General features: G+C 64.9%; 20 protein-coding genes. 6 read left to right on the top strand and 14 right to left on the bottom strand.

Annotated features, from left to right (window positions below):
- Window positions 1-177: 177 nt before the first annotated feature.
- A complete protein-coding gene (locus tag QJT82_RS35890) occupies window positions 178-1,731 on the bottom strand; it encodes a winged helix-turn-helix domain-containing tetratricopeptide repeat protein (RefSeq protein WP_028343428.1) in 1,554 nt (517 codons plus the stop codon).
- A 235-nt stretch (window positions 1,732-1,966) separates the two neighbouring features.
- Between QJT82_RS35890 and QJT82_RS35885 the strand changes: the two genes are divergently transcribed.
- Window positions 1,967-2,218, top strand: coding sequence for a DUF1127 domain-containing protein (locus QJT82_RS35885; protein ID WP_028343427.1), 252 nt, complete (start codon window positions 1,967-1,969; stop codon window positions 2,216-2,218).
- A 132-nt stretch (window positions 2,219-2,350) separates the two neighbouring features.
- Here QJT82_RS35885 and QJT82_RS35880 read toward each other — a convergent pair whose 3' ends face one another.
- The gene (locus QJT82_RS35880) at window positions 2,351-2,971 is read right to left on the bottom strand and encodes a peptidoglycan recognition family protein (protein ID WP_035632722.1); all 621 of its coding nucleotides are present in this window, start codon (window positions 2,969-2,971) and stop codon (window positions 2,351-2,353) included.
- 203 nt (window positions 2,972-3,174) lie between these two features.
- Between QJT82_RS35880 and QJT82_RS35875 the strand changes: the two genes are divergently transcribed.
- Window positions 3,175-6,375, top strand: coding sequence for an adenylate/guanylate cyclase domain-containing protein (locus QJT82_RS35875; protein WP_051448074.1), 3,201 nt, complete (start codon window positions 3,175-3,177; stop codon window positions 6,373-6,375).
- Between the two features lie 46 nt (window positions 6,376-6,421).
- Here QJT82_RS35875 and QJT82_RS35870 read toward each other — a convergent pair whose 3' ends face one another.
- From QJT82_RS35870 to QJT82_RS35860, 3 genes are all read right to left on the bottom strand, one after another.
- Window positions 6,422-7,633: a GGDEF domain-containing protein gene (locus QJT82_RS35870; protein WP_028343425.1), complete on the bottom strand. Its 1,212-nt coding sequence runs from the start codon at window positions 7,631-7,633 to the stop codon at window positions 6,422-6,424.
- A gap of 666 nt (window positions 7,634-8,299) precedes the next feature.
- Window positions 8,300-8,911 carry a LysE family translocator gene (locus QJT82_RS35865; protein WP_028343424.1) on the bottom strand — a complete coding sequence of 204 codons (612 nt, stop codon included), beginning with the start codon at window positions 8,909-8,911 and terminating at the stop codon, window positions 8,300-8,302.
- A gap of 130 nt (window positions 8,912-9,041) precedes the next feature.
- A complete protein-coding gene (locus QJT82_RS35860; RefSeq protein WP_028343423.1) occupies window positions 9,042-9,446 on the bottom strand; it encodes a response regulator in 405 nt (134 codons plus the stop codon).
- Between the two features lie 158 nt (window positions 9,447-9,604).
- Here QJT82_RS35860 and QJT82_RS35855 point away from each other — a divergent pair, with 158 nt between their 5' ends.
- Window positions 9,605-10,474 carry an SDR family oxidoreductase gene (locus QJT82_RS35855; RefSeq protein WP_028343422.1) on the top strand — a complete coding sequence of 290 codons (870 nt, stop codon included), beginning with the start codon at window positions 9,605-9,607 and terminating at the stop codon, window positions 10,472-10,474.
- Window positions 10,475-10,708: 234 nt separating this feature from the next.
- Here the strand turns inward: QJT82_RS35855 and QJT82_RS35850 are convergent, their stop codons facing one another.
- The 3 genes from QJT82_RS35850 to QJT82_RS35840 form a co-directional block, all read right to left on the bottom strand.
- Window positions 10,709-11,557, bottom strand: coding sequence for an FRG domain-containing protein (locus QJT82_RS35850; protein WP_028343421.1), 849 nt, complete (start codon window positions 11,555-11,557; stop codon window positions 10,709-10,711).
- Between the two features lie 122 nt (window positions 11,558-11,679).
- Window positions 11,680-12,486 (bottom strand): lytic murein transglycosylase, encoded by an 807-nt coding sequence (locus QJT82_RS35845; RefSeq protein ID WP_028343420.1) that lies wholly within the window; start codon window positions 12,484-12,486, stop codon window positions 11,680-11,682.
- Window positions 12,487-12,647: 161 nt separating this feature from the next.
- Window positions 12,648-13,058: an ester cyclase gene (locus QJT82_RS35840; protein ID WP_051448073.1), complete on the bottom strand. Its 411-nt coding sequence runs from the start codon at window positions 13,056-13,058 to the stop codon at window positions 12,648-12,650.
- A gap of 515 nt (window positions 13,059-13,573) precedes the next feature.
- Between QJT82_RS35840 and QJT82_RS35835 the strand changes: the two genes are divergently transcribed.
- Together QJT82_RS35835 and QJT82_RS35830 are read left to right on the top strand one after the other, a co-directional pair.
- Entirely contained in the window at window positions 13,574-16,378 is a 2,805-nt protein-coding gene (locus tag QJT82_RS35835) for a CHAT domain-containing tetratricopeptide repeat protein (protein ID WP_028343419.1), read from the top strand.
- A 170-nt stretch (window positions 16,379-16,548) separates the two neighbouring features.
- Window positions 16,549-16,785, top strand: a complete 237-nt coding sequence (locus tag QJT82_RS35830) for a hypothetical protein (RefSeq protein ID WP_028343418.1) — start codon at window positions 16,549-16,551, stop codon at window positions 16,783-16,785.
- Between the two features lie 326 nt (window positions 16,786-17,111).
- Here the strand turns inward: QJT82_RS35830 and QJT82_RS35825 are convergent, their stop codons facing one another.
- The 3 genes from QJT82_RS35825 to dnaG all read right to left on the bottom strand — a co-directional run bounded on the left by QJT82_RS35825 (window position 17,112) and on the right by dnaG (window position 22,152).
- Entirely contained in the window at window positions 17,112-17,489 is a 378-nt protein-coding gene (locus QJT82_RS35825; RefSeq protein ID WP_028343417.1) for a VOC family protein, read from the bottom strand.
- A gap of 133 nt (window positions 17,490-17,622) precedes the next feature.
- Complete coding sequence (gene rpoD / locus QJT82_RS35820; protein ID WP_038386840.1) at window positions 17,623-19,755, bottom strand: RNA polymerase sigma factor RpoD; 2,133 nt, start codon at window positions 19,753-19,755, stop codon at window positions 17,623-17,625.
- A 366-nt stretch (window positions 19,756-20,121) separates the two neighbouring features.
- Entirely contained in the window at window positions 20,122-22,152 is a 2,031-nt protein-coding gene (gene dnaG / locus QJT82_RS35815) for a DNA primase (protein ID WP_028343415.1), read from the bottom strand.
- A gap of 210 nt (window positions 22,153-22,362) precedes the next feature.
- Between dnaG and QJT82_RS35810 the strand changes: the two genes are divergently transcribed.
- Window positions 22,363-22,917: a chlorite dismutase family protein gene (locus tag QJT82_RS35810; RefSeq protein WP_028343414.1), complete on the top strand. Its 555-nt coding sequence runs from the start codon at window positions 22,363-22,365 to the stop codon at window positions 22,915-22,917.
- Window positions 22,918-22,922: 5 nt separating this feature from the next.
- Here the strand turns inward: QJT82_RS35810 and QJT82_RS35805 are convergent, their stop codons facing one another.
- From QJT82_RS35805 to QJT82_RS35795, 3 genes are all read right to left on the bottom strand, one after another.
- On the bottom strand, window positions 22,923-23,321 hold the full coding sequence (locus tag QJT82_RS35805) for a gamma-glutamylcyclotransferase family protein (RefSeq protein ID WP_028343413.1): 399 nt from the start codon (window positions 23,319-23,321) through the stop codon (window positions 22,923-22,925).
- Window positions 23,322-23,558: 237 nt separating this feature from the next.
- Window positions 23,559-24,371, bottom strand: a complete 813-nt coding sequence (locus tag QJT82_RS35800; protein WP_028343412.1) for a transglutaminase family protein — start codon at window positions 24,369-24,371, stop codon at window positions 23,559-23,561.
- Between the two features lie 2 nt (window positions 24,372-24,373).
- Window positions 24,374-25,273 (bottom strand): transglutaminase family protein, encoded by a 900-nt coding sequence (locus QJT82_RS35795; RefSeq protein WP_028343411.1) that lies wholly within the window; start codon window positions 25,271-25,273, stop codon window positions 24,374-24,376.
- Window positions 25,274-25,356 lie beyond the last annotated feature (83 nt).

Genomic DNA, 25,356 nt, shown 5'->3' with positions numbered 1-25,356 from the left:
CCCGGCAAATTTTAACAAGCCTCGAAGCGATTTCGCTCAGGGTGGAAATCGCCAAGCGTCGTTAACGCCGGCCCTTGTTCTGCAACACCCGTCGTCCACATTCGATCGGTGGTTCCGGAGATGCGCCGCGGCAAATCGCGCCCCATAGATCAGCCTGTCGATGCGGAGGAGCGCGGCTCATTCGGGCAACCCCGCTTTGCGAAAACCCTCGATCATCAGCTTCGCATTTATTGATAGCCGGCTCCGAGCGATCCACGCCGATATTGTGAAAGTGGGATCGAGCTCAAGCACACCGGCTGCCGCTTCACGGGCCTCAGCGTCCCGTCCGAGATGAGCGAAAGCAGACGCGAGGCAGCGGTATGCGCCTGGATAGGAAGGGTTCTGACGCAGGGCTTTCTTCCCTGCAACGATGGCCTCGTCAAAGCGACGAAGCTCAATAAGGGCAAATCCCATCCCGGTTAACGCTGTGAATTGGAGCGGGTCCACCGGGCTCATTCGCATGGCGCGTTCGAGGCTCCGGATCGCTTCCTCCGGCTGCCCCGCAATCTTATAGACCCAGCCTCTGCGGTTCCATGTGTTATATGAATTCGGGTTGAGCGCGACCGCCCGATCGGCCATCTCAATCTCAGCCTCGCAATCGCCGACCAAAAGAGCCGAGATCAATGCGGCAGTTGCCAACGTGCCTGGATCATGATCGTCGAGGCTCAATGCCAGGCGCATAAGCCGAAGGGCCGCCTCGCGTTCGAATTGTTGGTCGATCGCATAGCTCCTGAGCACGTTTTCCAAATAACAGGCACCTGCCAAAGCTGCCGCAGCAGCAAACCCAGGGTCAAGCTCCAGGGCGCGCTGCACCAGTCGGAGTGCCTCGGCCAGACTTTCGCGGGTCGATCGGACGGCTTGCTGTGTTGCCCGGAGATAAAGATCATATGCGGTGAGGTCTTCCGGTCGCCGCCGCGACGCCATTGCGATTTCTGCTTGAAACAACTCTGGCTGAACAGCCGAGACAACAGCGAGCGTGATGTCGTCCTGCAGCGCGAAAACGTCCGTCAGGTCACGCTCGAACCTGTCCGCCCAGATGTGTGCGCCCGTGGCCGCTTCAATCAACTGGCACGTGATGCGGACTTTCCCCGACGCCTTGCGCACGGCTCCCTCGAGGACATAGCGGACCCCAAGCCTGCGCCCGACGTCCTTGATGTCGACGGCTTTGCCCTTGAAGGTGAAACTCGAATTGCGCGCGATCACGAACAGCCATTTGAACCGCGAAAGCGCAGTCGTGATCTCCTCAACCATCCCGTCCGCGAAGTACTCCTGCTCGGGATCGCCAGACATGTTCGCGAACGGCAGCACGGCGATGGAGGGCTTGTCGGGTACCGCAGGGGCGCTCTCGGGCGTATCGGCCGGATCCGGACCTGCAACCTCTCGCGCCTCCTGCACCTGTCCGACGAAACGGAATCCCTTGCGTGGTAACGTCTTGATCAGTCGCTGTTCCTCCCCGGAATCGCCGATTGCGCTTCGGGCGACATTCAGCCGGGTCGTCAGTGCCGCATCCGAAACGCTGCGCCCATTCCAAACGGCATTGATGAGGTCGTCCTTGCTGACGACGCGCTCCCTGTTGCGGATCAGATAGTCGAGCAGATCGAACACCTGCGGGGCGATGCGGACGACGTCCGCGCCGCGATACAACTCGCGCCGGTCAGGGTCGAATGCGTAATCCTCGAAGAGATAGCGCAAGATACGAATCCCCCTGGAATCCCCTCGGATGAGAGCCCCCGATAACCGGGCAGCGCCTTGGGCTGGCTGGAAATCGCAAGAATAAGCTGCAGGTGAGGAAAATGTAAGCCGCCGGTCAAGCATGCCCGCCGCTCTCGCGGCATCCTCGTGCCGGCGATGACGGCTCCTGACACCATGGTGGCAACAGGGGAGCGCTAAAGCCGTGGAAGAAACACCATCCCATGGAGACTGCGCGATGAGCTCGACGCACGGCACAACGTGGCTGGAACGGACATCCGTATCGACCCGGCATGTCTCCAGCTTCTTCTGGAAATATTGGGATGCCTTTCGGGAGCGCCGCGAACGCCAGGAACTGCGCGCCACCTTGTCCAACCTAAGCGACGCGGAGCTGATGGACATCGGCACCACGCGCGGAGAGATCGACTACGTCGCCTCGCACCGAGACATTGACCCGCGAGGCATCCGATCCGGCGAATGGCTCCGATAATTGTCAACGGTAGACGGCCGGGTTGAGCCCACCGACGTCCGATAAGGTCAGGAGGCGATATCCCTGAGGCCGGATCGGGTTTCCGCTTCATCCGCGAAAGCGGGCGTCCCGGCTTTTAATAGAGTACGCGCCCTACTCGCCCCACTGCCGCGCCATTGTGGCGAGCGCGCAGCCCTCGCAGTAGCGGGCGTCCTTGAAGTCGATCCAGTTGTGCGCGTAGACGCGCTCCGCCGGAATGCCGTAACGCGCGCGCAGCAGCTTCACGAGCACCCGCCAGGCCGCGACCTGCGCGTCGGTCGGGCCGGTCGTGACGTCGGGGTAATTGCCGGCGAACTCGACGCCGATCGACGTGTCCTTGTTCACCTGGCGATAGGTCTTGCTGTTGTCGATGTATTTGTTGTCGTTGCGATCGGCGCCGTCGGTGTGGGTCGGAACGAGGTTGTCGGCGACCGACCAGTAAACCGTGCCGTCGGTTTCGACCCAGACCATGACGCCGCGCCGGGTCGGGTTCTTGTGCTGCGCCTCGGCGCCGTATCGCGCCGAGCCCTGCGGCCCCTCGGTCTGGTGCACGATGATGTTGCGCCAGGGATGCGATTTGGCGACGTCGCCCCAAGGCGACAGCCAGACCATCTTCAAGCCGGGAATCTCGGGCGTGCCTTGCGATCGCGCAATGGCCGCGAGATCGGGGGTTTGGGCTGATACGGCGGAGGACAGGGCCAGCGCAAGGAGCGCGGTGAGCAGGCGAGGCATCATCAGGGAATATCCGGTGTCGCTCCTCGTTAGGGCGTGGCCTCGTTAGCGCGTCTAGCCCAAATCCGCCGCCGCATCTGTCGAAAATGACCCCGGGCGGAGCTTCCCTCTGCTGCTCGAAATCCCGCGCCCAAAGTCCTGTATCCCACGGTCAGGTAGATGTGCCAATCTACCTTTAGTAGCGCCGGGTGGGGGGAATCGACGGCATGAGCGATCTGCGCGACTGGTTGCGTGGGCAGAATCTCGAGCAATATGCCGACGCGTTTGAGGCGAATGACATCGACCTCGACATCCTGCCCGACCTCCATGACCATGATCTCGAGCAATTGGGCCTCTCACTGGGCAATCGCCGCCGGCTTTTGAAGGCGATCGCGGGCCGTAATATCGCAGCAAGCCCGATTTCCGAGGACAAGGCTCCTTCGCCCGGCAAAGCTTCGTCCGCGGCTGGGGCGCCCGGCTCTGGCGACGCCGAGCGGCGGCAGGTATCGGTGATGTTCGCCGATATGGTCGGCTCGACGGCACTCTCAGCGAAGATTGATCCGGAGCTGCTCGGCGGCCTGATCCGGCGATACCAGGACGCGGTGGCCGGTGCGATCGGCCGTTACGGTGGATTTGTCGCCAAGTTCATGGGCGATGGTGTGTTGGCCTATTTCGGTTTTCCCCGCGCCTTCGAGGATGCGGCGGAACGTGCCGTTCGCGCCGCGATTGGAATTCTGTCGGAAGTCGGCGCAATCGAACTGCCCGACGGCACACGCGTGCAGACCCGGATCGGCATCGCCACTGGTCTTGTCGTGGTCGGCGAAATCATCGGCACCGGCTCGGCGCAGGAGCGGACCATCGTCGGTGAAACACCCAACCTCGCGGCGAGGCTGCAGGCGCTGGCCGGTGCAGACTGCATCCTTATCAGCGAGTCCACCCAGAAATTGTTGGGCGGCCTATTCGAACTCACCCATACCGGCGAGCACGAGCTCAAGGGCTTCTCCCGACCGGTGCCAGCTTGGCGCGTGTGCGGCGAGGCCTCGGTCGAAAGCCGATTTGCCGCGATCCGCGCGAGACGCCTGCCGCTGGTCGGCCGAGCGCATGAAATGGGACTGCTGCGCGAACGCTGGCATCTGGCGCGGCAAGGCGACGGCCAGATCGTGACCGTGACCGGCGAAGCAGGAATCGGCAAATCGCGCGTGATCGAGGCGCTGCAGCAAGAGCTTGCGGCCGACGCTCTTGCGCGCATCAATCTGCAATGCTCACCCTATCACAGCGATAGCGCGCTCTACCCGGTGATCCAGTATCTCAACCGGGTCGCGCGCCTCGCGCCTGCCGACCCGTCGGATGTGCGCACCGAGAAACTCCGTGCGCTTCTTGGCGCGCGGCACATCGCCGATCCGGCTGCGCTACCGCTGTTGGCCGAGCTGTTGTCGATCCCGCTGGCTGAGGCGGCTCCCGCCGCGTCGCCGGCGCAGCGCAAGGCCGCGACGCTGGCGCTGATCGTCGAGATCATGACGCGGACCAGCGACAGCGATCCGGTGCTGACCGTGCTGGAAGATGCGCACTGGATCGATGCGACCACGATCGAACTGATGACGCGATTGGCCGACAGCATCGCCCGCGCGCGGCTTCTTGTCGTTGTGTCGGCGCGACCGGATTTCACGCCGCCCTGGTTGTCAAGGCCACACGCCACGCTGATCACACTCGGACGCCTTGGCCGCCCCGAATGCGTGCAGGTGGTCGCAAGCGTCGCCGCCGCGCATGGACTGACGGCGGACACGATCGCCGCGATCATCGCCAAGACTGATGGCGTGCCGTTGTTCGTCGAAGAGCTGACCCGAAGCGTGATGGAATCGGCGGGCGAGGATTCGGTGCCGGCGACGCTGAAGGACTCCCTAATGGCCCGCCTCGACCGTCTCGGCGGCGCCCGCGAGGTGGCCCAAATTGCCGCGGTGATCGGCCGGCAATTTACCTTTGCCTTGCTGGAAGCGGTAGCAGGCAAGGACAACGACGAACTGGAAGACATGCTGGCAAAGCTGGTTGCCGCGGGAATTGTGTTTCCTGAGGAGCGTGGCCTTGAGCGGAGCTTCAACTTCAAGCACGCGCTGGTGCGCGACGCCGCCTACGAAAGCCTGTTGCTGATGCGCCGCCGAGAATGGCACGGGCGCGTCGGTTTCGCGCTGGAGCGTTTTGGCGATGTCGCTGTGAAGGAACCGGAGTTGCTGGCCTATCATTTCGGCGAAGCGGAGCAGCTCGCTCTCGCTTGCGATTACCGCATGCGCGCCGGCAACCAGGCCGTGAGCCGCTCGGCCTATGTGGAGGCGATCGCGCATTTCACCGCGGGTCTCAAGCTCGCCGAAACCATGCCGGCGCAAGACGGCCTGCGCCGGCAAGTGGAGTTCTGGCTCAAGCTCGGCGCGGCGTCGGTGGTCGCCCACGGCATGCAAAGCGCCGAGGCCGAAGCAGCCTATACCAAGGCTGGCGAGATCGGCGAGCAGATCGGCGACAGCACCGCTTCCTTCCAGGCCAAATGGGGCCTCTGGATCAACGCCAACCTCAGGCGCAAAACGGCCCTCGCCCGCGACCGCGCCGGCGAGCTGGTGTCGCTCGCGCAACAGTCAGGCGATCGCGAGTTGTTGCTGGAAGCCTATCATTGCCAATTTTCAACGGCATATTTTCGTGGCGACGTCGGCGGCGCGCTGGAGGGCTGCCAGCACGTCATCGCGCTTTACGACATGACCCAGCATCGCCATCTTGCGCACGCGTTTGGAGGTCACGATCCCGCCGTCTGCGCTCATATCCAGTGCGGCAATTCATGGCGGCTATCGGGAGACGAACAACAGGCAAAGCCGCATTTCACACAAGGCATTGCGCTCGCCGAAATGCTCGATCACCCGAACAGTCTCGCGCACGGGCTGCACAATGTCGGTATAGGCTATCAGCTCGGGGGAGACCGCGAAGCGACTTACGCTGTGGCACATCGCGCGGCAGCGCTGGCCGAGAAGTTCGCCCTGCCGCCATGGCGCGCCAGCAGCCTCATCCTGGCCGGGTGGGCCACCGCAAGTGGTGCAGGCGCCACCGACGCGGTGCGGCTGATCGATGCCGAGATCGCCAACGCCACCGCAGCCGGTCCGCTGCCGCAATATTATCTCGGCCTCGCAGCTGAAGTTCTGCTTTCCGCGGGCCGCCCCGCGGACGCGCTCGGTCATCTCGACCGCGCGATCGCAGGTATCGACGAGGCCGGCATCGGCATCTACCTACCCGAAATCTACCGCTTGCGCGGCGCGTGCCTGCTGGCGCTCGACCGGGGCAACAAGACGGAGGCACGATCGGCCTTCGCAACCGCTGCCGATATCGCCAAGCGCCAGGGTGCGGTCATCTTCGAGCGCCGCGCGCAGGCTTCATTGTCCGAGTTGGCGCAATAGCGATCGTTGGATTGCGACCGCGGAATGAGTACGGGCCCTGGCACGCTCAGGCGCGCTTGCGCAGGGTCGCCTCCAGCGGATCGGCCATCTCCGGCGCCTTCGGCTCGTAAGTCGCGTAGCCGTTCTTGCCGCCCTTCTTGGCGTCGTAGAGCGCGTGGTCGGCGGCGGCGACCAGGCGATCGGGATGCAGGCCGATCTCACGGGTCCATTGCGCGACGCCGATCGAGACCGCGATCGGGATGTCCTTGCCAGTGCACTGCTCGGCATCGGCGCGGCAGACCTCGAGCACGCGGCGTGCGATCATCGCGCCCTCGCGCAGCGTCGAGGACGGCAGCACGATGCAGAACTCGTCGCCGCCGGTGCGGGCCAGCATGTCGCCCGGGCGGAGCCGCGTCTGCGCCATCAGCGTGAAATGCTGCAGGCAGGCGTCGCCGGCGGCGTGGCCATGGGTGTCGTTGATGCCCTTGAAGCCGTCGAGATCGATCACCAGCAGCGCGAACGCCTCGCCGTTGCGGTCGGAGCGCGCGCATTCCTCGGTCAGCCGCTGCAAGAGATGGCGGCGGTTGCCGACGCCGGTGAGATCGTCGAGCAGCGCAAGGTCGGCGACCTCGTTGCGGAGCCGGTCGATGGCCATCAGCAGGAAACCGAAATTGAGCGCCATCGACAGGAACACCATCAGCAGGATCACCAGCGACTGGCCCGCGGAGAAGCGGACGAACGAGAACTCGCCGGGCTGCAGCAGCGCGCCGACCGCGCGCAGCGCGTAGATGCCGATCAGCACGGAGGCGACGATGCCGGCGAGCCGGGCACCGGGGCTGACGCGGCCGTTCTCGGACGACAGCAACAGCTTCAGCGTCAGCGCGAACGGCGTGACCTGTGCGACGGTGTAGACCAGGATGCGCATCGGCATACTGTCATAGGCGAAGATGAAGGTGCCGAGACCGGCGAAGGCCAGTGCTGTGGTCATCAGGGTGGCGCGCCAGGTCGCGGGCTTGTCGTAGAACCGCTCGATGCCCATCGCGGCAAGGCCGGCGGCGAACACCATCAAGGTCCCCGCCGCAAGCAGCGGCAGCAGCGAGTCCGTCAGCATCACGCGAAGCATCGCACAGGTGGCGCCGGCGGAGGCGACGAGCGCCGATGCGGTCCAGAACCGCGCCGCGCCGAAAGCAGGATAGCTGCGCGCGACATAGGCCCAGATCAGCCCGAGCGCGAGAAAATTGATAATGAATACCGTCCAAAGCGTCGGAACGCTCAACATCGCCCCTGTTCGAGACCCGTATCGGCCTCGCCTCTCCTGAAATGACCGTCCGCCCCCCGGGCGTTTCCTCCAATGACAATCCCCGTTGTCTTACGGAAGAGCATGCGGCCGCGCCACTTAACGGAGCGTCACCCGCGACGTGGCAATCCGTGCTGTGGTTTTGAATTGATGAAGATCTGCGCATCCGCCGTTTGCGCATCGTTAAGCATGACGGACGCGACGACGACATGCCCGCGCTTTGCGAAAAACTGGCGAAAACACGTAACAGCTGTGGATAACACGATGACGGCGCCGTGACAGCACGCGGCAGCAGCCTCCGAATCTGCTGAGTTTGATATCGAGGATGTTGCGAGGCTGGCCCTCCGCCAAGCATGCCTCGGAGTCGCGTTCAATCCATGAAACCCTGAGAGGATACTATGGCTAAGAAAGCGAAGAAGGCGAAGAAGGCGAAGGCGAAAAAGGCCACCAAGAAGAAGGCCGCCAAGAAGTAACGAATTCCAGCCCGGGTAGCGGCTCTTGCCCTGCCCGGGCACCCGGACCGGGACAACCGGTCGCAGCGACAGCAACCTCGAATTCACCGGTCCTACATCGATCGGCCCCGACTGACGGGGCGCAAGGCAGCAGGCGCAACGCCTGCTTTTTTATGGCCTGCGTCAGGGCGCGACGTCAGCGCTCCGCGAAGGCGAGCCTGGCGCCGAGCAGGGCAAAACCGGCGGCAAAGCTTCGCCGCAGCCAGGCCATCACCTTCGGCCGGGTGATGACGCGGTCGCGCACCGAGGCGGCGAACAGCCCGTAGACCGCGAACACCGCAAAGGTCATCGCCATGAACACACCGCTGAGCTCGGCCATCCGTGCCAGCGGATGCGGCTCGTCGATGGCGATGAACTGCGGCAGGAAGGCCAGGAAGAAGATCGACAGCTTCGGGTTGAGGATGTTGATCAGGATCGCGGTCACGATCACCCGCCGGCGCGAGCGCGGCTTGATCTCGGTGTCGACGGCGAGCGCGCCGCGCTCGCGCAGCGCCTGCCAGGCCATGTAGAGCAGATAGACGACGCCGCCCCATTTCAGCGCCGCGAACGCCACGGCGCTGGTGTGCAGGATGGCGGCAAGCCCGAGCATCGCCGCGATCATCTGCGGCACGATCCCGAGCGTGCAGCCGAACGCCGCCGCCACGCTCGCCCGCGCTCCCCGGGTCAGCGCCACCGCCAGCGTATAGAGCACGCCGGTGCCGGGCGAGGCCACCACGATCAGCGTCGTCAGCAGAAAGGACCAGGTCACTGCAAATCCGTCACTTCAAATCCGTCACTTCACATCCTCGGCGGGCGGGACATCGTCCGCCAATATCACGGCGACGGGGACGGCGGAAGCGGCTGCCGGGCCTCCGCCCGGCGCCCGCGCCGACACCCCGTTATGACGACCTGCGCCATCCGCGATGCGAAAGCTCCGACGCCTTCATCTCGGCGACCCGGATCACGTCCAGCGGCGCCCAGGGCTTGGCCCAGAACAACGCCCCTTCGGGCAGGCGCTGCCGCAGCGGCTTGCCCGAGGTGACGATCACGTCGAGATCGGGTCTGTATTTCTTCGCGGCATGGGCGAGCTCGACGCCGGTCATGTGTCCGGCCAATTCGACGTCGGTCATCATCAGCACGACGTTGTCGCCGTTGCCCTGCAACACCAGTTCGGCGGCCTCGGCGCTCTCGCAGGCGATGACGTCGAACTCGCTTTCCTCCAGCAGCAGCCCGATCATCTCGCGCTGCATCGGATCGTCCTCAACCACCAGGGCCTTCGCACGATAGGGCTTTGACTGTCCCATGGGTGGCTCCCTTGGTTTGAATGCTTCGGTTCGAGCACGTAACATAGGTTAAATGCCTAAAATCACTGGATGGTTCAGTTCCAATTTGAGAAAAGTGTGGAAACGCCGTGTTCCCCGCTTGGCAACCACCACCCCCGTTGAGATGGAGCTCACCTGACATGACCGCGATCTCTGGATCCGCCGCTGCCGTGACCGGAGCCGCCAGCGGCATCGGCCGCGCGCTCGCGCATGAACTGGCGCTGCGCGGCTGCGATCTGGCGATCGCCGACCGCGACGAGGCCGGCCTGCGCGCCGCCGCCGCGGAGATCGCGAAAGCGAGCCCGCGCAAGGTCACCGTGCACCGCCTCGACGTCAGCGAGCCGGACCAGATCACGGCGTTCGCGGAGGCCGCCGTTACAGCGCATCCCTCGCTCAACATCCTCGTCAACAATGCCGGCGTTGCGCTGCTCGGCGAGTTCGGCGAGTTCGATCAGGCGCAGATGGAGTGGCTGTTCAACATCAATTTCTGGGGCGTGGTGCACGGCACCCGCGCCTTCCTGCCGCAGCTTTCGCGGCAGCGCGAGGCGCATATCGTCAACATCTCCTCGATCTTCGGCATTATCGCCCCGCCCGGCCAGAGCGCCTATTGCGCGGCCAAGTTCGCGGTGCGCGGCTTCTCGGAAAGCCTGCGCCACGAGCTTGCGGTGGCGAACAGCCCGGTGCGTCTGTCCGTCGTGCATCCCGGCGGCGTCGCCACCAACATCGCGCGCAGCTCGCGCGCCGGCACCGGCGTCACCGACAATGCCCGCCGCGCCCAATCGATCGAGCGCTTCGACGCGCTGGCCAGGACCACGCCGACCGCGGCCGCGCAACGCATCATCGCCGGCATCGAGAAAAACCAGCCGCGCATCCTGATCGGCAAGGACGCATACTTCATGGATTTGCTGCAACGCTTCCGCCCGGCGACATACTGGAAAACGATGCAACGGATGATGGAGAAGACGGCGGCCAGGCGGATGGCCCGCGATGCCGCGAGAGCGAGCCAGTAGCGCGATGGCGCGGCGTAACCCGCGCACCTCGACCGGCGTCGTCCCGGCGCAAGCCGGGACCCATAACCACAAGATCGAGTTGGTGAGACACGCTGGGGCCGCAGCGTCGTGCAACAACCGACATTTGTGGTTATGGGTCCCGGGTCAAGCCCGGGACGACACTGAGGATGTTGCACGGCCCGCGGGTCATACACATGCCTGAGAGTCACACCTGCGCGTCATCGCGACACGAGATTACCCGCCGAGCTGCCTCTTCACCCCGAGCGCCAGCCGGAACAGCGGATCGCTTTTCTCCGACGGATAGAGCGCACTCTTCGCCACCTGCGGGAAATTGTCGTTCTTCCAGAACGACGCCGGCGCGAACGAGAATTTTGCGACCAGCCGCCGGCCGAAATCCATCTCGTAGGGAAAGTAGTTCTCCTTCTGCTCGGTGCCGGACATCTCCGGATACTCGCCGAGCAGATAGCCCTCCTGGATATGCGGGCGCACCGCCGACGGCGGGCAGACGCTGGCGAGCCGCACGATCTGCAGGCCGGCCTCGGCGCTCGCGGTGATCGCGCCGCTCAGATTCGGTACGCCCAGCACATAGAGGAAGGCGGTGCCGGTCTCCGCCAGCGAGGCAAAGGAGGCGGCGATCCGGATCGAATGGGTGACGTCGAGCAGCGGCGTGGTGCAGACCTCGTAATGCTGCAGGATCGACCAGCGCAGGATGCGATGCCGCTTCAACCGCTCGAGCCCGAGCAGCTTTTCCCTGGCGTATTCGGCGATCAGTATCCGCTCGGCGCGTTGCAGCGCGTCGAACCGCCCGACCAGCGTCGCCTGATCGGGATTGCCGCGGCCGCCACGAAACAGCGTCGGCTTCAGCGACGAGTTGCGCTTGATGTTCCTGTAGTCGGCGCCCTGGCCGCGAAACAGCAGCACATGATCGCGGTTGAGGAATTGCAGCTCGGCGATCTTGGTGGCGAGCTCGAGATAAGAGCCGACGCGATGGCCCGGCCCCTCACGCACCGCCGCGTTCTTCGCGACCTGGCATCCGCGGCGGTCGAAGAACGACCAGATCTTTTGGCTGCCGATGGTTTCCATGCCATCCCCCGGTCGTCATTGCGAGGAGCGAAGCGACGAAGCAATCCATCGTCCCGCATGTGCTGAAAGATGGATTGCTTCGCTTCGCTCGCAATGACGAACGCAGCAGAGGCGCCGCGCCCTCACCGCCCCACGAGCTGATCGGCAAAATACCCGATGGTCTTGCGATAGATCACCGCCCTGTTCCACTCGCGCATCGCCTCGAAATTCGCGGTGCCCTCGCCATAGGGCGCACCCATCTTGAAGCCGCTGGTGTGCAGGAGGTTCGCGGTCGAGGCCAGCACGTCGGCGACCGAGTGGCGCAGGTCGACATGGCCGTCGCCGTCGAAATCGACGCCGTACTTGATGTAGGACGACGGCAGGAACTGGGTCTGGCCGATCTCGCCGGCATAGGCGCCGATCATGTCATTCAGACGGAGATCGCCGCGCTGCACGATCTTGAGCGCGGCGAGCAGTTCGCCCTGGAACAGGTCGGTGCGGCGGCAATCATGCGCCAGCGTGGCGAGCACGCGAAACACCGGCAGCTTGCCCATGTCGCCCTTGCCGAAATCGGTCTCGAGCCCCCAGATCGCGACCAGGATCTGGCGCGGCACGCCGTACTGCTGCTCGATCTTCGAGAGCAGCGCGGCGTGCCGCTGCAGCATCGCGCGGCCGCCATTGATGCGCCCGGGCCCGACCCGGGTTGCGACATACTGCTCGAAGGTCTTGTTGAAGGTGTAGCGCTGCCGCCGGTCGAAGGCGAGCACGCCGCCATCCTGCTGCACGCCGCCGAGCGCAGCCGAGATCACGTCCTGCTGGATGCCGGCGCTCGCCGCCTCCTGCGAGAACGACTGGACGAAGCCGGGAAAACTGCCGCCGCAGCGCGCGGCGTAGGAGGGGGTGGCAAGCAGCAAGGCGCCGAACACAACCGCCAAACGACACCTGAGCATGCAAAAATCCCTCCTGCTTCGAATGACCGATCATGCCATGGAGCAAACGAGGCAGTCAAAGTGTCGGCACCACACTCCATCCTCGGCGGGCAGTTACGCCTTCATCAGCCGTGCGGCGAAATCTCCCTGCGTTGATCCACTGACGAAGGTGTAGCTGACGATCAATCCCTGAGCTGGCGCTCCAGCCCGACAAAATCGATCTCCGCCCAGCGCTCGGAAATCCTGCCGTCCTGAATCCGCCAGAACGTCATGCCGCGGAATTCGACGTGGCGGCCGGTTGGTTGAATGCCGCGCCAGGGGCTGCGGTGGCGGCCGCGCCAAACGAAGCGGCCGGCGACGATGTCGCGCTCGGCCACCAGGCATTCCGCCACCGCCGACAGGTCGGCGAAGGTCTCGTGCATCGCGGCCGAATGCGCGATCACGTCCTCGGCGCTCAGCCGCTTGCCCGCCGCATGGTCGAAGAAGTCGGGCGCCAGTTGCGCGCGGATCGCATCGGGATCGTGGCGGTTGGTCACGGCGTCGTAATGCGCGAGCACGAGCGCCTTGTTGGCGTCGATTGTGGCTTGGGGCATCGGCGATCGGTTCTCGAAGGTAAGGTTGTAGAAAGAGAAGGATGCGCCTCATACGCGAATCGGACGGCATGGCGCAAGTGACGATGGTCAGAAAAAGCTCAGCTTTTCGGCCGTCGTTCGTTTGTGCGCCGATGCGAAAGACTGCTGCCGGGAAAGTGCGCCGGCGTGCGCGCTTCGCCACCAGCCATTCCCTCGGCTCGGCGCGAACGGCAGGCCGGCCGGCCTACCGGCGGTAACATCATCCGATCGCTTGACTGGCAGTGGTAAGCAAGCGGCGGTCCCCGGCGGCCAGCGACCCACCGCACGGCAACATTCGAGGACGCGATACATGAACGCCGAAGCCGCCGACCGCGACCAAGAAGCACGGGCTGGGCAAGCCGCTTCCGCCACGCGGCCGGCCGCGCTGTCTTGTTCATGCAACGCCGCGCCGCTAAAGCCAGGCACGCCGGCTGCAACGCCGCCGTCATTTGGGGACACCATCCGATGACGCGTTTTGGGATGAGGATGTGCCGTTGATGACGATCGCCGGGGGTTTCGCACGCGCGCGCAGGGCCTCCGCATCGATCGGTGTCGTGCTCGCGCTCGGCGCTGTCTTGACCGCGACGTTCGACATCGCCGCCGCGCAGAACGCCCCCGCCAGGCGTGCGCCGGCGCAAGGCGGCGGCAGCACGCAGGCGATCACCGCGCAGATCAAGAACGCCGTCGCCCTGACGCGCAGCGGCAAAATCGACGCCGGCCATGCGCAGCTGCTTGCAGCACTGGATGCCGCAGACAAGCTCGACGACGCCCAGTTCGTCATGGAGCAGTATTTCGACGCGACCGCGACGCTGCGCGCGGTCAAGCGCGACGATCTCGCCGAAAAGCTGTTCGTGCGCGCGTTCCAGAGCAAGGCGGCAGCGCAGAAGCCGCCCGGCAATGCCGACGTGCTGCTGATGTACGCGATCCTGCTGTCCGACCACGCCAGGATCGCCGAAGCCGTTTCGCTCTACATGCAGGCGATCGCGGCGTTCAACGCTCATTGGGGCGAAGGCTCCGAGGAATCGCTGATCGCGAGCGACAAGCTCGCGGTTGCGCTGTCCGCCAACGGCTCGGCGGCGTCGGCGACGAATCTGGGCCGGCACAATTTCGAGCGCGCGGAGAAGGCGCTGGGGCCCGACCACCGCACCACTTGGAAGCTCGCCAACAATTATGCCGACATGCTGCGCGAGATCGGCGCGCCCGCGAAGGCGCTCGAGCTCGATCTGTTCGCGATCGAGAAGCGCGCCAAACATTATGGCGAGAACCATCTCAACACGCTGGTGACGGTCAACAACGCCGGCCAGGATTTCCTCAATCTCGGCCGCTTCGACGACGCCCGCCGCTACTTCCGCCGCCACCGCGCGATCGCGGCCGCGATGGCGCCGAAGGATCCGAGCTTTGCCGGACAGGCCGATGCCTGGCTGTTCTACACCGACATGCTCGCGGCCGGCGACGCCGCGATCGCGCCGGCCGATCTGGGGCGGCTGGAGGCGATCGTCGCCAATGAGGCGAATTTTGCGGATTTCCTGCGCATCAAATCCGCGGTGCTGGCTGCCGGCCAACGCGAGCAGCGCGGCGAGCGGGACAAGGGGATGCGGCTGCGCGAGACCGCGCTGGCGATTTCGACCCGCGCCTTCACGGCGCAGCATCCGATCAGCTTCGAGATCAAGCTCGGCATCGCGACCGCGCTGATCGCAACCGATCCGACCCGCGCGGTGCAGGCCTTCGCCGCGCTCGACCGCGAGATGTTCGACTGGATGAAGCGCGAGGTCGGCACATCGGGCGATCGCGCCGTCGCCGAAGCGATCCGCGCCCATGCCGATCATCTCTTGTTCGCGTTCGGCCGCTTCGCCACCGGCGCCGGCTCCGCCGTGGCGCAGCCGGCCTTTGCCGCCGCCGTGCTGCGCTGGAAGACGCTCGGCGGCGCCGACGCCACGGCGCTGCGCCAGCTCGAGACAGCGGTCGCCGGCAAGGACGAGGAGACCGCGACGCTGCTGCGCACCGCGCTCCGGCTCAACGGCGAGAAGCAGGAGCTGTTCTCGTCGGGCAATATCGACGATTGGGCGAGGTCGGTGTGGGGGCGGCAGGACACGGCCGAGAAGGCGCTGCAGAAGCGGCTCGATGCGATCGGGGTCAAGCTGCCGCAAGATCCGATCCGTCCGTCACAGCTGCTGGCGGCGCAGGAAGCCGTCGTCAACTATTTCATCACGCGGCAATGGAAGGCGGATCGCCAGGCGAAGGCGCCGCTGGCGGCGACCGTGCTCTACGCCATCGTCGAGACCGCAACGAGCGAGCCGCGCGTGGTCGATCTCGGCGATCCCGGCCGGATGATCGACACCGGCGTGCGCACCGAGATCGCCCGGCTGCGCGCGACGCGGGCCACCGTGCCTGATCCCGACGCGCACGCGCCCGACGTCAAGGGCCGCTTCCAGAACCTCCGCGCGCGGCTGTTCGCGCCGCTCGAGCCGCTGCTGAAGGACAAGACCACGCTCTATGTCGTGCCTGACGGCTTCCTGTTTGCCGTGCCTTTCGCGCTGCTGCCTGGCAGTGGCGGCGGCCTGCTGGAGGACAAGTTCACGATCCGGATGCTGACAAGCCCCGACGCGCTGATCGCGATCCATGCGCGCGAGACGCTCGATCAGCGGGGCGCGATGCTGCTCGCCGGCGGCATCGAATATGGCGAGCCCGGGCCGATGCCCCTGCCCGCGACCCGGACCGAGATCGAGGCGATCGCAAAGCTCGCCCGCACGCGCGGCGCGCCGGTCGAGATGATGACCGGGCGCGGCGTCAGCGAAGGCACGCTGCGCGCGGCGATCGGCAAGGCGCGCATCGCGCATCTGGCGACGCACGGCTTCTATCGCGACGGCACGGCATCCGGCCTCGACACGCTGTGGCAGAGCGGCATCGTGCTGTCGGGCGCCGGCGACAGCCGATTTCCGCTGCGCGACGAGAACGACGGCTATCTCTATGCCTTCGAATTGATGGACTGGGACCTGTCCGGGCTCGATCTTTTGGTGCTGTCGGCCTGCGAGACCGGCCGCGGCGACGAGAGCTTCGTCAGCGGCCTGCGCGGCCTGCCGACCGCGCTCGGCATCGCCGGCGCGCGGCGCGCGCTGCTGACGCTGTGGCCGGTCGCCGACGAGGGCACCGCGAATTTCACCGTGCGGTTCTACGAGCACCTGGCGGAGGGGCTGACCTATTCGGATGCGCTGCGCCAGACGAGGCGCGATGCGCGTGACGGCAAGGTCGCGGGCGCGGGCGACGCGGGCGTGTGGGCGGCGTTCGTGCTGTTCGAGGGCTGAGGCATATATGTCGTTGATGTGACCGGACGGGCGCCGCGAGCGCGTGCCGGGCCGAACTGCGCGCGACGTTGCGCAAGGCCCGCACGCAACCCCATCGCGCAGGGCAGACCGGCGCGCGGGCGCGGGCGATTTGCTTTGACAGCGGCGGCCCGATCGAGGACAAGCCGCCCATGCCGAAAAAACCCGGGACCAATCCCAAAGGCGAATTCGCCTTCTTCAACGTCTTCTATGAAGACGGCTCGCAGCGCTCCAACCGCCGCGTGCCGTCGGAGCTCATTGGCGGGCTCGACGGCGACGAGCCGGTGCGCGCCTTCCTGCGCGAGCAGGACCGCGAGATCGCCGAAAAGGGCGGCCGCGCCCCGCTCGAGATCAAGTCCATCGAGCGCGTCGGCGCGAAGAAGAAGTAGCGTAGCCAGCAAGGCCGGTTATTACCCCGAGCGGCGCGTTCGCTGAGCGCTATTGTCCTCGCGGTCGATCGGCATCGGAGCAAGCGGTACCCCTCTCCCCGCCCCTCCCCCGCGAGGGGGGAGGGAGCCCTTCCGCCAGTGCGTCCCTCACGTTTGCAACCACCGTGCGGCGCGCAGCAGCGTGCAGCACGCGTTGTGGCACGACGTACAAAGAGCCACGAGCAACGTGAGGCGAGCACATTATTCAGGCTCCCTCCCCCCTTGCGGGGGAGGGTTGGGGAGAGGGGTGGCCGCGGGCGTTGGCGCGTGAATTTTGTGCGGACGAATTATTGCGCCCCGGCGCGGAGACGGGTTGGCCAACCGACACGGACCAACGTTTCATCCGGGTCAGATATCGCAAATTCGTACATCCCCCACGGCTTGTCTTCGGGTGCTTGCTGAAATTCGCGCGCTGCGGCATCAACGCTCTCGAGGTAGAGATAAAGCCCAAACGGGTTTCTGCCCGGCGTGAGCCATCCCTCGACCGCGTCCGTCAGATGTAGATATCCGCCCTTCCCGTTCGACAGCATGCGATAGGTGTCGGGCTCTCCAGGAGCAGGCCTTTCGCTGTCCGGGCGCGCAAAGCCCAGCCGATTGTAGAACCGCTCCGACGCATCAAGATCATTACACGGCAGGATCGCGATCAAAGCTCCGGAAGGGCTCATTCGTGCACTCCAGCGTCATGCGACAATTTTGGTCCGCTCTTCTCAATGTCTGAAAATTTGTCGCCTTTAAGGTGGGAAAATGAAAACGGCGGGCTCAGGCCCGCCGTTCTCGTTTCGATGGATACCGATAGAATTAGTTATCCAGGAAGCTCCGCAGCTTCCGCGACCGCGACGGGTGCTTCAGCTTGCGCAGCGCCTTGGCTTCGATCTGGCGGATGCGTTCGCGGGTGACCGAGAACTGCTGGCCGACTTCTTCCAGCGTGTGGTCGGTGTTCATGCCGATGCCGAAGCGCATGCGCAGCACGCGCTCCTCGCGCGGAGTGAGCGAGGCCAGGACGCGCGTGGTGGTCTCGCGCAGGTTGGACTGGATCGCAGCATCAATTGGCAGGATCGCGTTCTTGTCCTCGATGAAATCGCCGAGATGCGAATCCTCTTCATCGCCCACAGGCGTTTCGAGCGACAGCGGCTCCTTGGCGATCTTGAGGACCTTGCGGACCTTCTCGAGGGGCATGCCGAGCTTCTCGGCGAGCTCTTCCGGGGTCGGCTCGCGGCCGATCTCGTTCAGCATCTGGCGCGAGGTGCGGACGATCTTGTTGATCGTCTCGATCATGTGCACGGGGATGCGGATGGTGCGGGCCTGGTCGGCGATCGAACGGGTGATCGCCTGCCGGATCCACCAGGTGGCGTAGGTCGAGAACTTGTAGCCGCGGCGATATTCGAACTTATCGACCGCCTTCATCAGGCCGATATTGCCTTCCTGGATCAGGTCGAGGAATTGCAGGCCGCGGTTGGTGTACTTCTTGGCGATCGAGATCACGAGACGGAGGTTGGCTTCCACCATCTCCTTTTTGGCCTGACGGGCCTCGCGCTCGCCCTTCTGCACGCCGTGCACGATCTTGCGGAATTCGCCGATCTCGAGCCCGGTGAGCGCCGCCAGCGACTGGATCTCGTGGCGCAGGTCCTTGATGCGGTCCTTCTCGTGATGGACGAAGTTCTTCCAGCCCTTGGCCGACAGCTTGGAGACGCGGTTGAGCCAGCGGGGGTCGAGCTCGGACCCCTGGTAGTTGCGCAGGAAGTCCTCGCGCGCGACGCCGTGGCTGTCGCCGAGGCGCAGCAGGCGGCCCTCGAACGAGACCAGCTTCTTGTTGATGTCGTAGAGCTGCTCGACCAGCGAATCGATGCGGGCCTGGTTGAGGCGCAGCGACTTCACCTCGACGATGATCTCGTCCTTCAGCTTCTTGTACTTGCGCTCCTGCGAGGGCGACAGCGACTCGCTCTGCAGCTGGTTGGCGATGTCCTGCTCCTGCAGGCGGCGCAGCTTCTTGTACTCGGACGCGATCTTGTCGAAGGTCTCGACCACCTTCGGCTTCAGCTCGGCTTCGATGGCGGCGAGCGACATCTGGTTCTCGAACTCGTCGTCGTCCATGTCGCCTTCGGCGGCGGCCTCGGCGGGATCCTTCTCCTCGGTGGCGGCTTCGCCGCCGGCGGGCGCGGCGCGGAACGGGGTCGGCGACGGCGGCGCGGCCGGCGGCGCAACATGGGCCGGCGCTGCGCCTTGCGCATCGCCGCCATTGCCTTCAGCGGCGGCGCCCTCGGCGCCGTTGTTGCCGATCAGGTTCGGATTGATGCCGCCCTTGGACTCGGGGCCGGCATAGGTGGCTTCGAGATCGATGATGTCGCGGAGGAAGATCTTTCCTTCGTTGAGCTCGTCGCGCCAGATGATGATGGCCTGGAAGGTCAGCGGGCTTTCGCAGAGGCCCGCGATCATCGCCTCGCGGCCGGCCTCGATGCGCTTGGCAATCGCGATTTCGCCCTCGCGCGACAGCAGCTCGACGGTGCCCATCTCGCGCAGATACATGCGCACGGGATCGTCGGTGCGCTCGCCGGGCTCCGACTTCTTGACCTCGGTGACGGCCTTCTGCGTGACCTCGACGAGCTCGTTGTCGGTCTCGTCGTCGCCGTCGTCCTTCTCGTCCTCGCCTTCGCTATCGTCGGCCTCGGTGACGTTGATGCCCATGTCAGAGAGCATCGACATGATGTCTTCGATCTGTTCGGGCGAGGTCGTGTCGGAAGGCAGCACTTCGTTGAGCTGATCGAAGGTCACGAAGCCGCGCTTCTTGGCCTGCTTGATCATCTTCTTCACCGCGGCATCCGACAGGTCGAGCAACGGCGACGGGGCGTCAGCGGCATCCTTCTCAGGAGCATCCGCTGCCTTGTCGTCTTTTTCCTTGTCCTTAACCTGCAGCGTCTTTGCCTTGGTGGCCATTCACTAAGCTCCCGAAACGCGGTCATGCAAAATGGCGCCACGCACGCGCATCCGCACGAAATCTAGATTTACTCTCTCGACGCACAAAGGGCGGCGCAATATCTCGCCACCCCTGTCATCCGTCTCGACGGTTTCCAATCTGCAATAGCCCGTCGCGTCTTCCGTAAAAGTGAACACCGGTTTTACGATCGGAAGACGCGACAGATCTAGATCTGACGCATTTTCTGACGGCGAACCGGGAACCACTTCGCCTGAAAATGCTACGGTAGCTATTAAGTTTCGCTTAACCCTGTTTTTGCAGCCAAACCATGGATTTGGCGAGTCTTTTTGCGGGTGCGGCCAGCGCCGTCCGCAGCATTTTTGTTATCAGACATTACGCTGGAACCGGCCCGATAATTCGCCGAACCCTTCAATCAGGGCTTCGGTCCCGTCGGCTTCTGCCATCCGGGCCTGGATATCCTGCAACCATGCCAGATTGGCCTCGCTGGAGTCTTCAGCCAAAGCCGCTTCCGCATCTTTTCTTTCCCTAAGTAAGGCGTGGGTTTTCTGATGCAAGGCAACGAGTTGACGCCAGGTTGATAAAACATCCTCGCGCGCCGCGCCGATCTGCGCACCCCACACCGCCTGGGTTGTGATCGCCCGCTCAACCCTTTGAAGAATCGAGGATAATCCGCTCGCTTCGAGGTCGCCCCGCATCTTCTCGGCCTGCTCCTCGGCGTCAGGGGAATGATGATGGTCGTGGGCAAAGGCGGCGATGATGGCGGCCCTGAGCTTGTGGGCCTCGGGATGGGCGAGCTCCAGCGCCGCCACCTCCTCGAGATGGTCGTGCAGCAGCCAGGGGTGGTTGATCAGGGATTGCAGGATCAGGGCCTCGCGGCGGGAGATCGCGCTGCGCTGGCCGCGCATGATCGGGCTGTTGGCCAATTGGGGGCTGGCGGCCTGGTAGGGACCCCGTGAAATCCCGGGGGTGGCGCCCTTGGCACCGAACCGGCCGCCTTGCAGGCCTCCCTGTCGGCCGTTTTGGGCAGGTCCCCGGGGGGCAAACTGGCGGGGTGATTCGCCGCCGCGGCCGCCGCCGAAATTGCCCCGACCGTAGCCGCCGCGACCATAACCGCCGCGTCCGCCCTCCGGCGCAAAATTGCGCTGCAGCCGCTCCTGCAGGTCCTGCCGGTAATAGCGGCGCACCACCTCGTCACGGATGCCATTGGTGAGCTCGCCGATCCGCGCCTCCAGCGCGGCGCGGCGCTCGGGCGTATCGAAATTGCCGCCCTCGATCTCGCGCGACCAGATCATGTCGGCGAGCGGGCGCGCGGCCGAGATCACGTCCTCGATCGCACCACGGCCGCCGGAGCGGGCGAGATCGTCAGGGTCCTGCCCTTCCGGCAGCAGCGCAATCCGCAGGCTCTTGCCGGGCTTGAGCTGCGGCAAGGCGATGTCGGCCGCACGGTACGCCGCCTTCTGTCCGGCGCGGTCGCCGTCGAAGCAGAGGATCGGCTCGTCGACCATCTTCCAGAGCAGGCCGAGCTGGTTCTCGGTCAGCGCGGTGCCGAGCGGCGCCACGGCGCCGGGAAAACCCGAGGTGACCATCGCGATGACGTCGACATAGCCCTCGACGACGATCAGCTGCGCGCCGTCATGCGCGGCCTGCCGCGCGGTGAAAAAATTGTAGAGATTGTCGCCCTTGTGAAACAGCGTGGTTTCCGGCGAATTCAGATACTTCGCCGGAACGTCCTTCTCCAGCGCACGCCCGCCGAACGCGATGACGCGGCCGCGGGCATCCGTGATCGGAAACATCACGCGGTCGCGGAAGCGATCATACGGCACCGGGATATCTTCGCCGCCGATCAGAAGCCCCGCCTCCACCATGTCGTCGGTGGAGATACCCTGCCCGCCGAGGTGCTCCTTCAGCGCGAAGCGATCCGGCGGCGCATAGCCCATCCGGAACTGAAGCTGGGTCGCCGGCGAGATAGCGCGGTCGGCGAGATAGCCGCGCGCCTTGGCGCCGCCCCGCGAAGCCAGCGTGTCGGCGAAGAATTTGGTCGCCAGTTCCATCACGTCATGCAGGGTGCGGCGGTGCTGCTCGTGCCGCGCTGCATCGGGCGTCACGGCCGGCAGCGGAACTCCCGCCATCGCGGCGAGACGTTCCACCGCCTCGGGGAAAGTCACGCCCTCGGTCTTCATCAGGAAGTCGAAGATGTTGCCGTTCAGCCCGGACGAGAAGTCGAACCAGGCCTGCTTCTGGTCATTGACGAAGAAGGACGGCGTCTTCTCCTGCTGGAACGGCGACAGCCCCTTCCACTCCCGCCCGGCCTTCTTGAGCTTGACGCGCCTGCCCACGACTTCCGAGACCGGAAGCCGGGCGCGCAGCTCTTCGAGGAATTCGGGCGTGAAACGCATCAGTCAGGATTTTGGGCTCGGGCGGCGAATCGCGGACAACCGGTTAGCCATATAGCGGCACGACCCGCCATGCCGAACAATGTGGGGCTTTTCCGGGCTATTCACAGGTCTGGCCTGTCAGGGCTCCGTCGAGCGGGCTACCCCCAAATCCACCGTGGAGAGCCTGTGCGGCGAGCTTGCCCCCTTCCCGCTTCCGGGATTGGATAGGCCATGTTCACGACATTCAGAGGCGGGCAGAGCGGCGGCTGGCAGGTCACCTCCATCACGCAGGTGAAGGGCGAGACGCTGCCGAAGGTCGCGGCGCTGTCGATCGTTGCGAGCGAGTCGATCGCGCTGCCGCTGCTGCCGTCGCAGAACGCATGGCGACTTGCCGGCGTCACCAGCCATCTGCGCTACACCGAGAAGGAGGAGCGGGAGAAGCTCTTAGCCGTGCAGGCCGGGCTCGGCCGCAGCGAGGCAACCCACGCGGCGCTAATCCCGATCAGGAAATCGGCGGCGTGGTGGGAGCTCACCCAGGAGGAGCGCCGCCAGATCTTCGAGGACAAGTCGCACCACATCGCAGGCACCCTCAAATTCCTCCCCGCAATCGCCCGCCAGCTGTTTCATTCGCGCGACCTCGGCATGCCCTTCGACTTCCTGACCTGGTTCGAGTTCGCGCCCGACCACATCACCCTGTTCGACGAACTGGTCGGCATGCTGCGCGCGACCGAGGAATGGAATTTCGTCGAGCGCGAGGTCGATATCCGCGTGATGCGGGAAATCTGAAGCAGCTAATGCTCGAGGAATTTTCCTGACGCGATCCGCGGCAGCTCGGCGACCGGCCAGTTGTAGAGATAGGTCCACGCCTCGCGCACGCTTCCGTCGGCGAGCGTGACCTCGAGCAGTTCGCGGACATATTCGGTCGGCGGCGGAAAGCCTTCGCCGCAGGCCTCGTACATGTCGAATTCACGCAGCATGGCCTCGCGCTCACGCAGGCGGAACAGTTCGCCATGCACGATGTCGGCCGGATCGTCCGACACCACCAGGCCCGGATAATGCTTCACCAGATAGAGCCGGCCACGGCACTGCGCCGGCCCGAGGAATTCGGCATTGCCCGCGAGCAGCTTCGCCATCGGATGGTCGAAGCCTCGCATCAGCGTGCCGTAGACGAAGAGAAGGTCGGAGGTCATGGGTTCAGTTGTCATTCCGGCACAACGGGGCAGTATAACTCACAAGCTGCGCCTCACACTCGCTGTCGTCCCTGCGAAAGCAGGGACCCATAACCACAAATCCAAATCGCTGCGCAACGCCGGAACGACGGGTCCTGTCAACAACAGGAGCCGCGGCGTATGGGTCCCTGCTTTCGCAGGGACGACGGAAAGCGCTGCAAAGCTGCGAGCCCTGAATGACGCAAGGTCCGGCAAGAATCAAGCCGCCGCCACCTCATCGGTCACCACGACGAACTTCGTCAGCGTCATGCGGCCAAAGCTCGTGGTGAGGGCGACGTCGGCGGCGTCGCGGCCGGTCGCCATCAGGATGCGGCCGATCCGCGGCGTGTTGTGGCGGGCATCGAAGGTGTACCACTGGCCCGACAGATAGACCTCGAACCAGCCGGAGAAATCCATCGGCGCGGGGTCCGGCGGCACGCCGATGTCGCCGAGATAGGCGGTGCAGTAGCGCGCCGGAATGCCCATGCAGCGGCAGAAGGTGAGCGCCAGATGCGCGAAGTCGCGGCAGACGCCGGCGCGGCTTTCATAGACGTCGTGCGCCGACTTCATGTGATGGGCGTGCTGGTAGCCGAACGTCACGTGGTTGTGCACGAAATCGGTGATCGCCTGCACCCGCGCCCAGCCCTGCGGTGTGTTGCCGAACAGCGACCAGGCAATGTCGGTTAGCTTGTCGGTCTCGCAATAGCGGCTCGGCATCAGATAGAGCAGCATATCGTCAGGCAATTGCTCGATCGGCAGCTGCTGCGCCGCCGGATTGACGGGATCCGGCAGCCCGGAATCGCGCACCTGCGCGCTGCCGCGGAATGTGACGTCACCGCTTGGCGCGACCAAGCGCCCGCACACATTGCCGAAGCCGTCGCGATAGAGGCCGATCGGCACGTCCGGTTCGGTCGAAAGGCGCTCGGTGCCGACGATGTCGGCGTAGCGCGACGGATGGATCGACAGCATGATCACCATCGGGGTCGGCTGCGCCGCCGTGTAGGTGATCTCGAAGCCGACCTTGATCTGCATCGTCAGGCCGTCTCCTGCTCCGCATTCTCGCCAACCGAGACCACCTTGATGTCGACATCCATGCCGAGAAAGGCATCCGCCGCGCCGAGATAGACGCCATGCAGCGGGATCGCCTGGCGCGGATCGCGCGCCACCGCGACGCGGATCAGATCGCGCGTTCCGACGATGCCGTTGGTCGGATCGAATTCGATCCAGCCCGCGCTCGGCAGATAGACCTGCACCCAGGCATGGGTCGAGCCGCCGCCGACATAGCCGTGCGCGCTGCCGGGCGGCATCGCGAGATAGCCGGAGACGAAGCGCGCGGCGACGCCGAGCCGGCGCAGCGCCTCGATCATGAACAGCGCATAGTCGCGGCAGGTGCCGGACTGCGTGCGCAGCGTGTCGAGCGGATGCTGGGTGCCCTGCTCGTAGCGCTTGCGATAGCTGAACGCCTCGCGGATGCCGTGGGTCATGCCGCTGAGGATCTTGAAAGTCGGTGTCGGCGCCTCGACATCGAGGAAACGCCGCGCCCAGGCCGACAGCTCGCCGTTCGGGTCGCCATATTGCGGCGTGATGAACTGCTGCAGATCGGGGAATTCCTCATCGTCGTAGAGGAACGGATAGAAATAAGCGGGATCGTCCGGCGTCAGCGCGAACGTATCGGCCGGATTGTGCTCCACCGTCGCGGTCGAGACAAAGGACAGCGTGTCGGCGCGCTCGTCGAAGGCGGCGATCGCCATGCTGTTGCCGAACACGTCGTGGATCCAGCGCAGCGACATCGGCTGTGGATCGATCACAAGTGCGCTGTCGAGCACGCGCAGATCGTGGCCGTCACGGGGCCGCAGCATGATGCGGTGTTCGCCGAACGCCACCGGGCGCGCGTAGCGATAAACGGTCTTGTGATGAATAGTTAGCAGCGGCATCTTCAAACAATCATCGTGATTTCGGGCTGCATAATCTATAGAGAAAGCTGCCCGATTCCAGATCAGCATGCCGCCTGAATAGG

It is taken from the genome of Bradyrhizobium sp. Mp19 (assembly GCF_029952935.1).
GTDB classification, from domain to species: domain Bacteria; phylum Pseudomonadota; class Alphaproteobacteria; order Rhizobiales; family Xanthobacteraceae; genus Bradyrhizobium; species Bradyrhizobium elkanii.
The sequence above is the reverse complement of the archived record's forward strand: the minus strand, read 5'-3'. Positions and strand labels throughout refer to the sequence as shown.

What these genes read in the sequence shown, in the direction of transcription:
- QJT82_RS35885 (WP_028343427.1), top strand. Translation starts at nt 1,967, where the DNA reads ATGAGCTCGACGCACGGCACAACGTGGCTGGAACGGACATCCGTATCG.
- QJT82_RS35880 (WP_035632722.1), bottom strand. Translation starts at nt 2,971, where the DNA reads ATGATGCCTCGCCTGCTCACCGCGCTCCTTGCGCTGGCCCTGTCCTCC.
- QJT82_RS35875 (WP_051448074.1), top strand. Translation starts at nt 3,175, where the DNA reads ATGAGCGATCTGCGCGACTGGTTGCGTGGGCAGAATCTCGAGCAATAT.
- QJT82_RS35870 (WP_028343425.1), bottom strand. Translation starts at nt 7,633, where the DNA reads ATGTTGAGCGTTCCGACGCTTTGGACGGTATTCATTATCAATTTTCTC.
- QJT82_RS35860 (WP_028343423.1), bottom strand. Translation starts at nt 9,446, where the DNA reads ATGGGACAGTCAAAGCCCTATCGTGCGAAGGCCCTGGTGGTTGAGGAC.
- QJT82_RS35855 (WP_028343422.1), top strand. Translation starts at nt 9,605, where the DNA reads ATGACCGCGATCTCTGGATCCGCCGCTGCCGTGACCGGAGCCGCCAGC.
- QJT82_RS35850 (WP_028343421.1), bottom strand. Translation starts at nt 11,557, where the DNA reads ATGGAAACCATCGGCAGCCAAAAGATCTGGTCGTTCTTCGACCGCCGC.
- QJT82_RS35845 (WP_028343420.1), bottom strand. Translation starts at nt 12,486, where the DNA reads ATGCTCAGGTGTCGTTTGGCGGTTGTGTTCGGCGCCTTGCTGCTTGCC.
- QJT82_RS35840 (WP_051448073.1), bottom strand. Translation starts at nt 13,058, where the DNA reads ATGCCCCAAGCCACAATCGACGCCAACAAGGCGCTCGTGCTCGCGCAT.
- QJT82_RS35835 (WP_028343419.1), top strand. Translation starts at nt 13,574, where the DNA reads ATGACGATCGCCGGGGGTTTCGCACGCGCGCGCAGGGCCTCCGCATCG.
- QJT82_RS35830 (WP_028343418.1), top strand. Translation starts at nt 16,549, where the DNA reads ATGCCGAAAAAACCCGGGACCAATCCCAAAGGCGAATTCGCCTTCTTC.
- QJT82_RS35825 (WP_028343417.1), bottom strand. Translation starts at nt 17,489, where the DNA reads ATGAGCCCTTCCGGAGCTTTGATCGCGATCCTGCCGTGTAATGATCTT.
- rpoD (WP_038386840.1), bottom strand. Translation starts at nt 19,755, where the DNA reads ATGGCCACCAAGGCAAAGACGCTGCAGGTTAAGGACAAGGAAAAAGAC.
- dnaG (WP_028343415.1), bottom strand. Translation starts at nt 22,152, where the DNA reads ATGCGTTTCACGCCCGAATTCCTCGAAGAGCTGCGCGCCCGGCTTCCG.
- QJT82_RS35810 (WP_028343414.1), top strand. Translation starts at nt 22,363, where the DNA reads ATGTTCACGACATTCAGAGGCGGGCAGAGCGGCGGCTGGCAGGTCACC.
- QJT82_RS35805 (WP_028343413.1), bottom strand. Translation starts at nt 23,321, where the DNA reads ATGACCTCCGACCTTCTCTTCGTCTACGGCACGCTGATGCGAGGCTTC.
- QJT82_RS35800 (WP_028343412.1), bottom strand. Translation starts at nt 24,371, where the DNA reads ATGCAGATCAAGGTCGGCTTCGAGATCACCTACACGGCGGCGCAGCCG.
- QJT82_RS35795 (WP_028343411.1), bottom strand. Translation starts at nt 25,273, where the DNA reads ATGCCGCTGCTAACTATTCATCACAAGACCGTTTATCGCTACGCGCGC.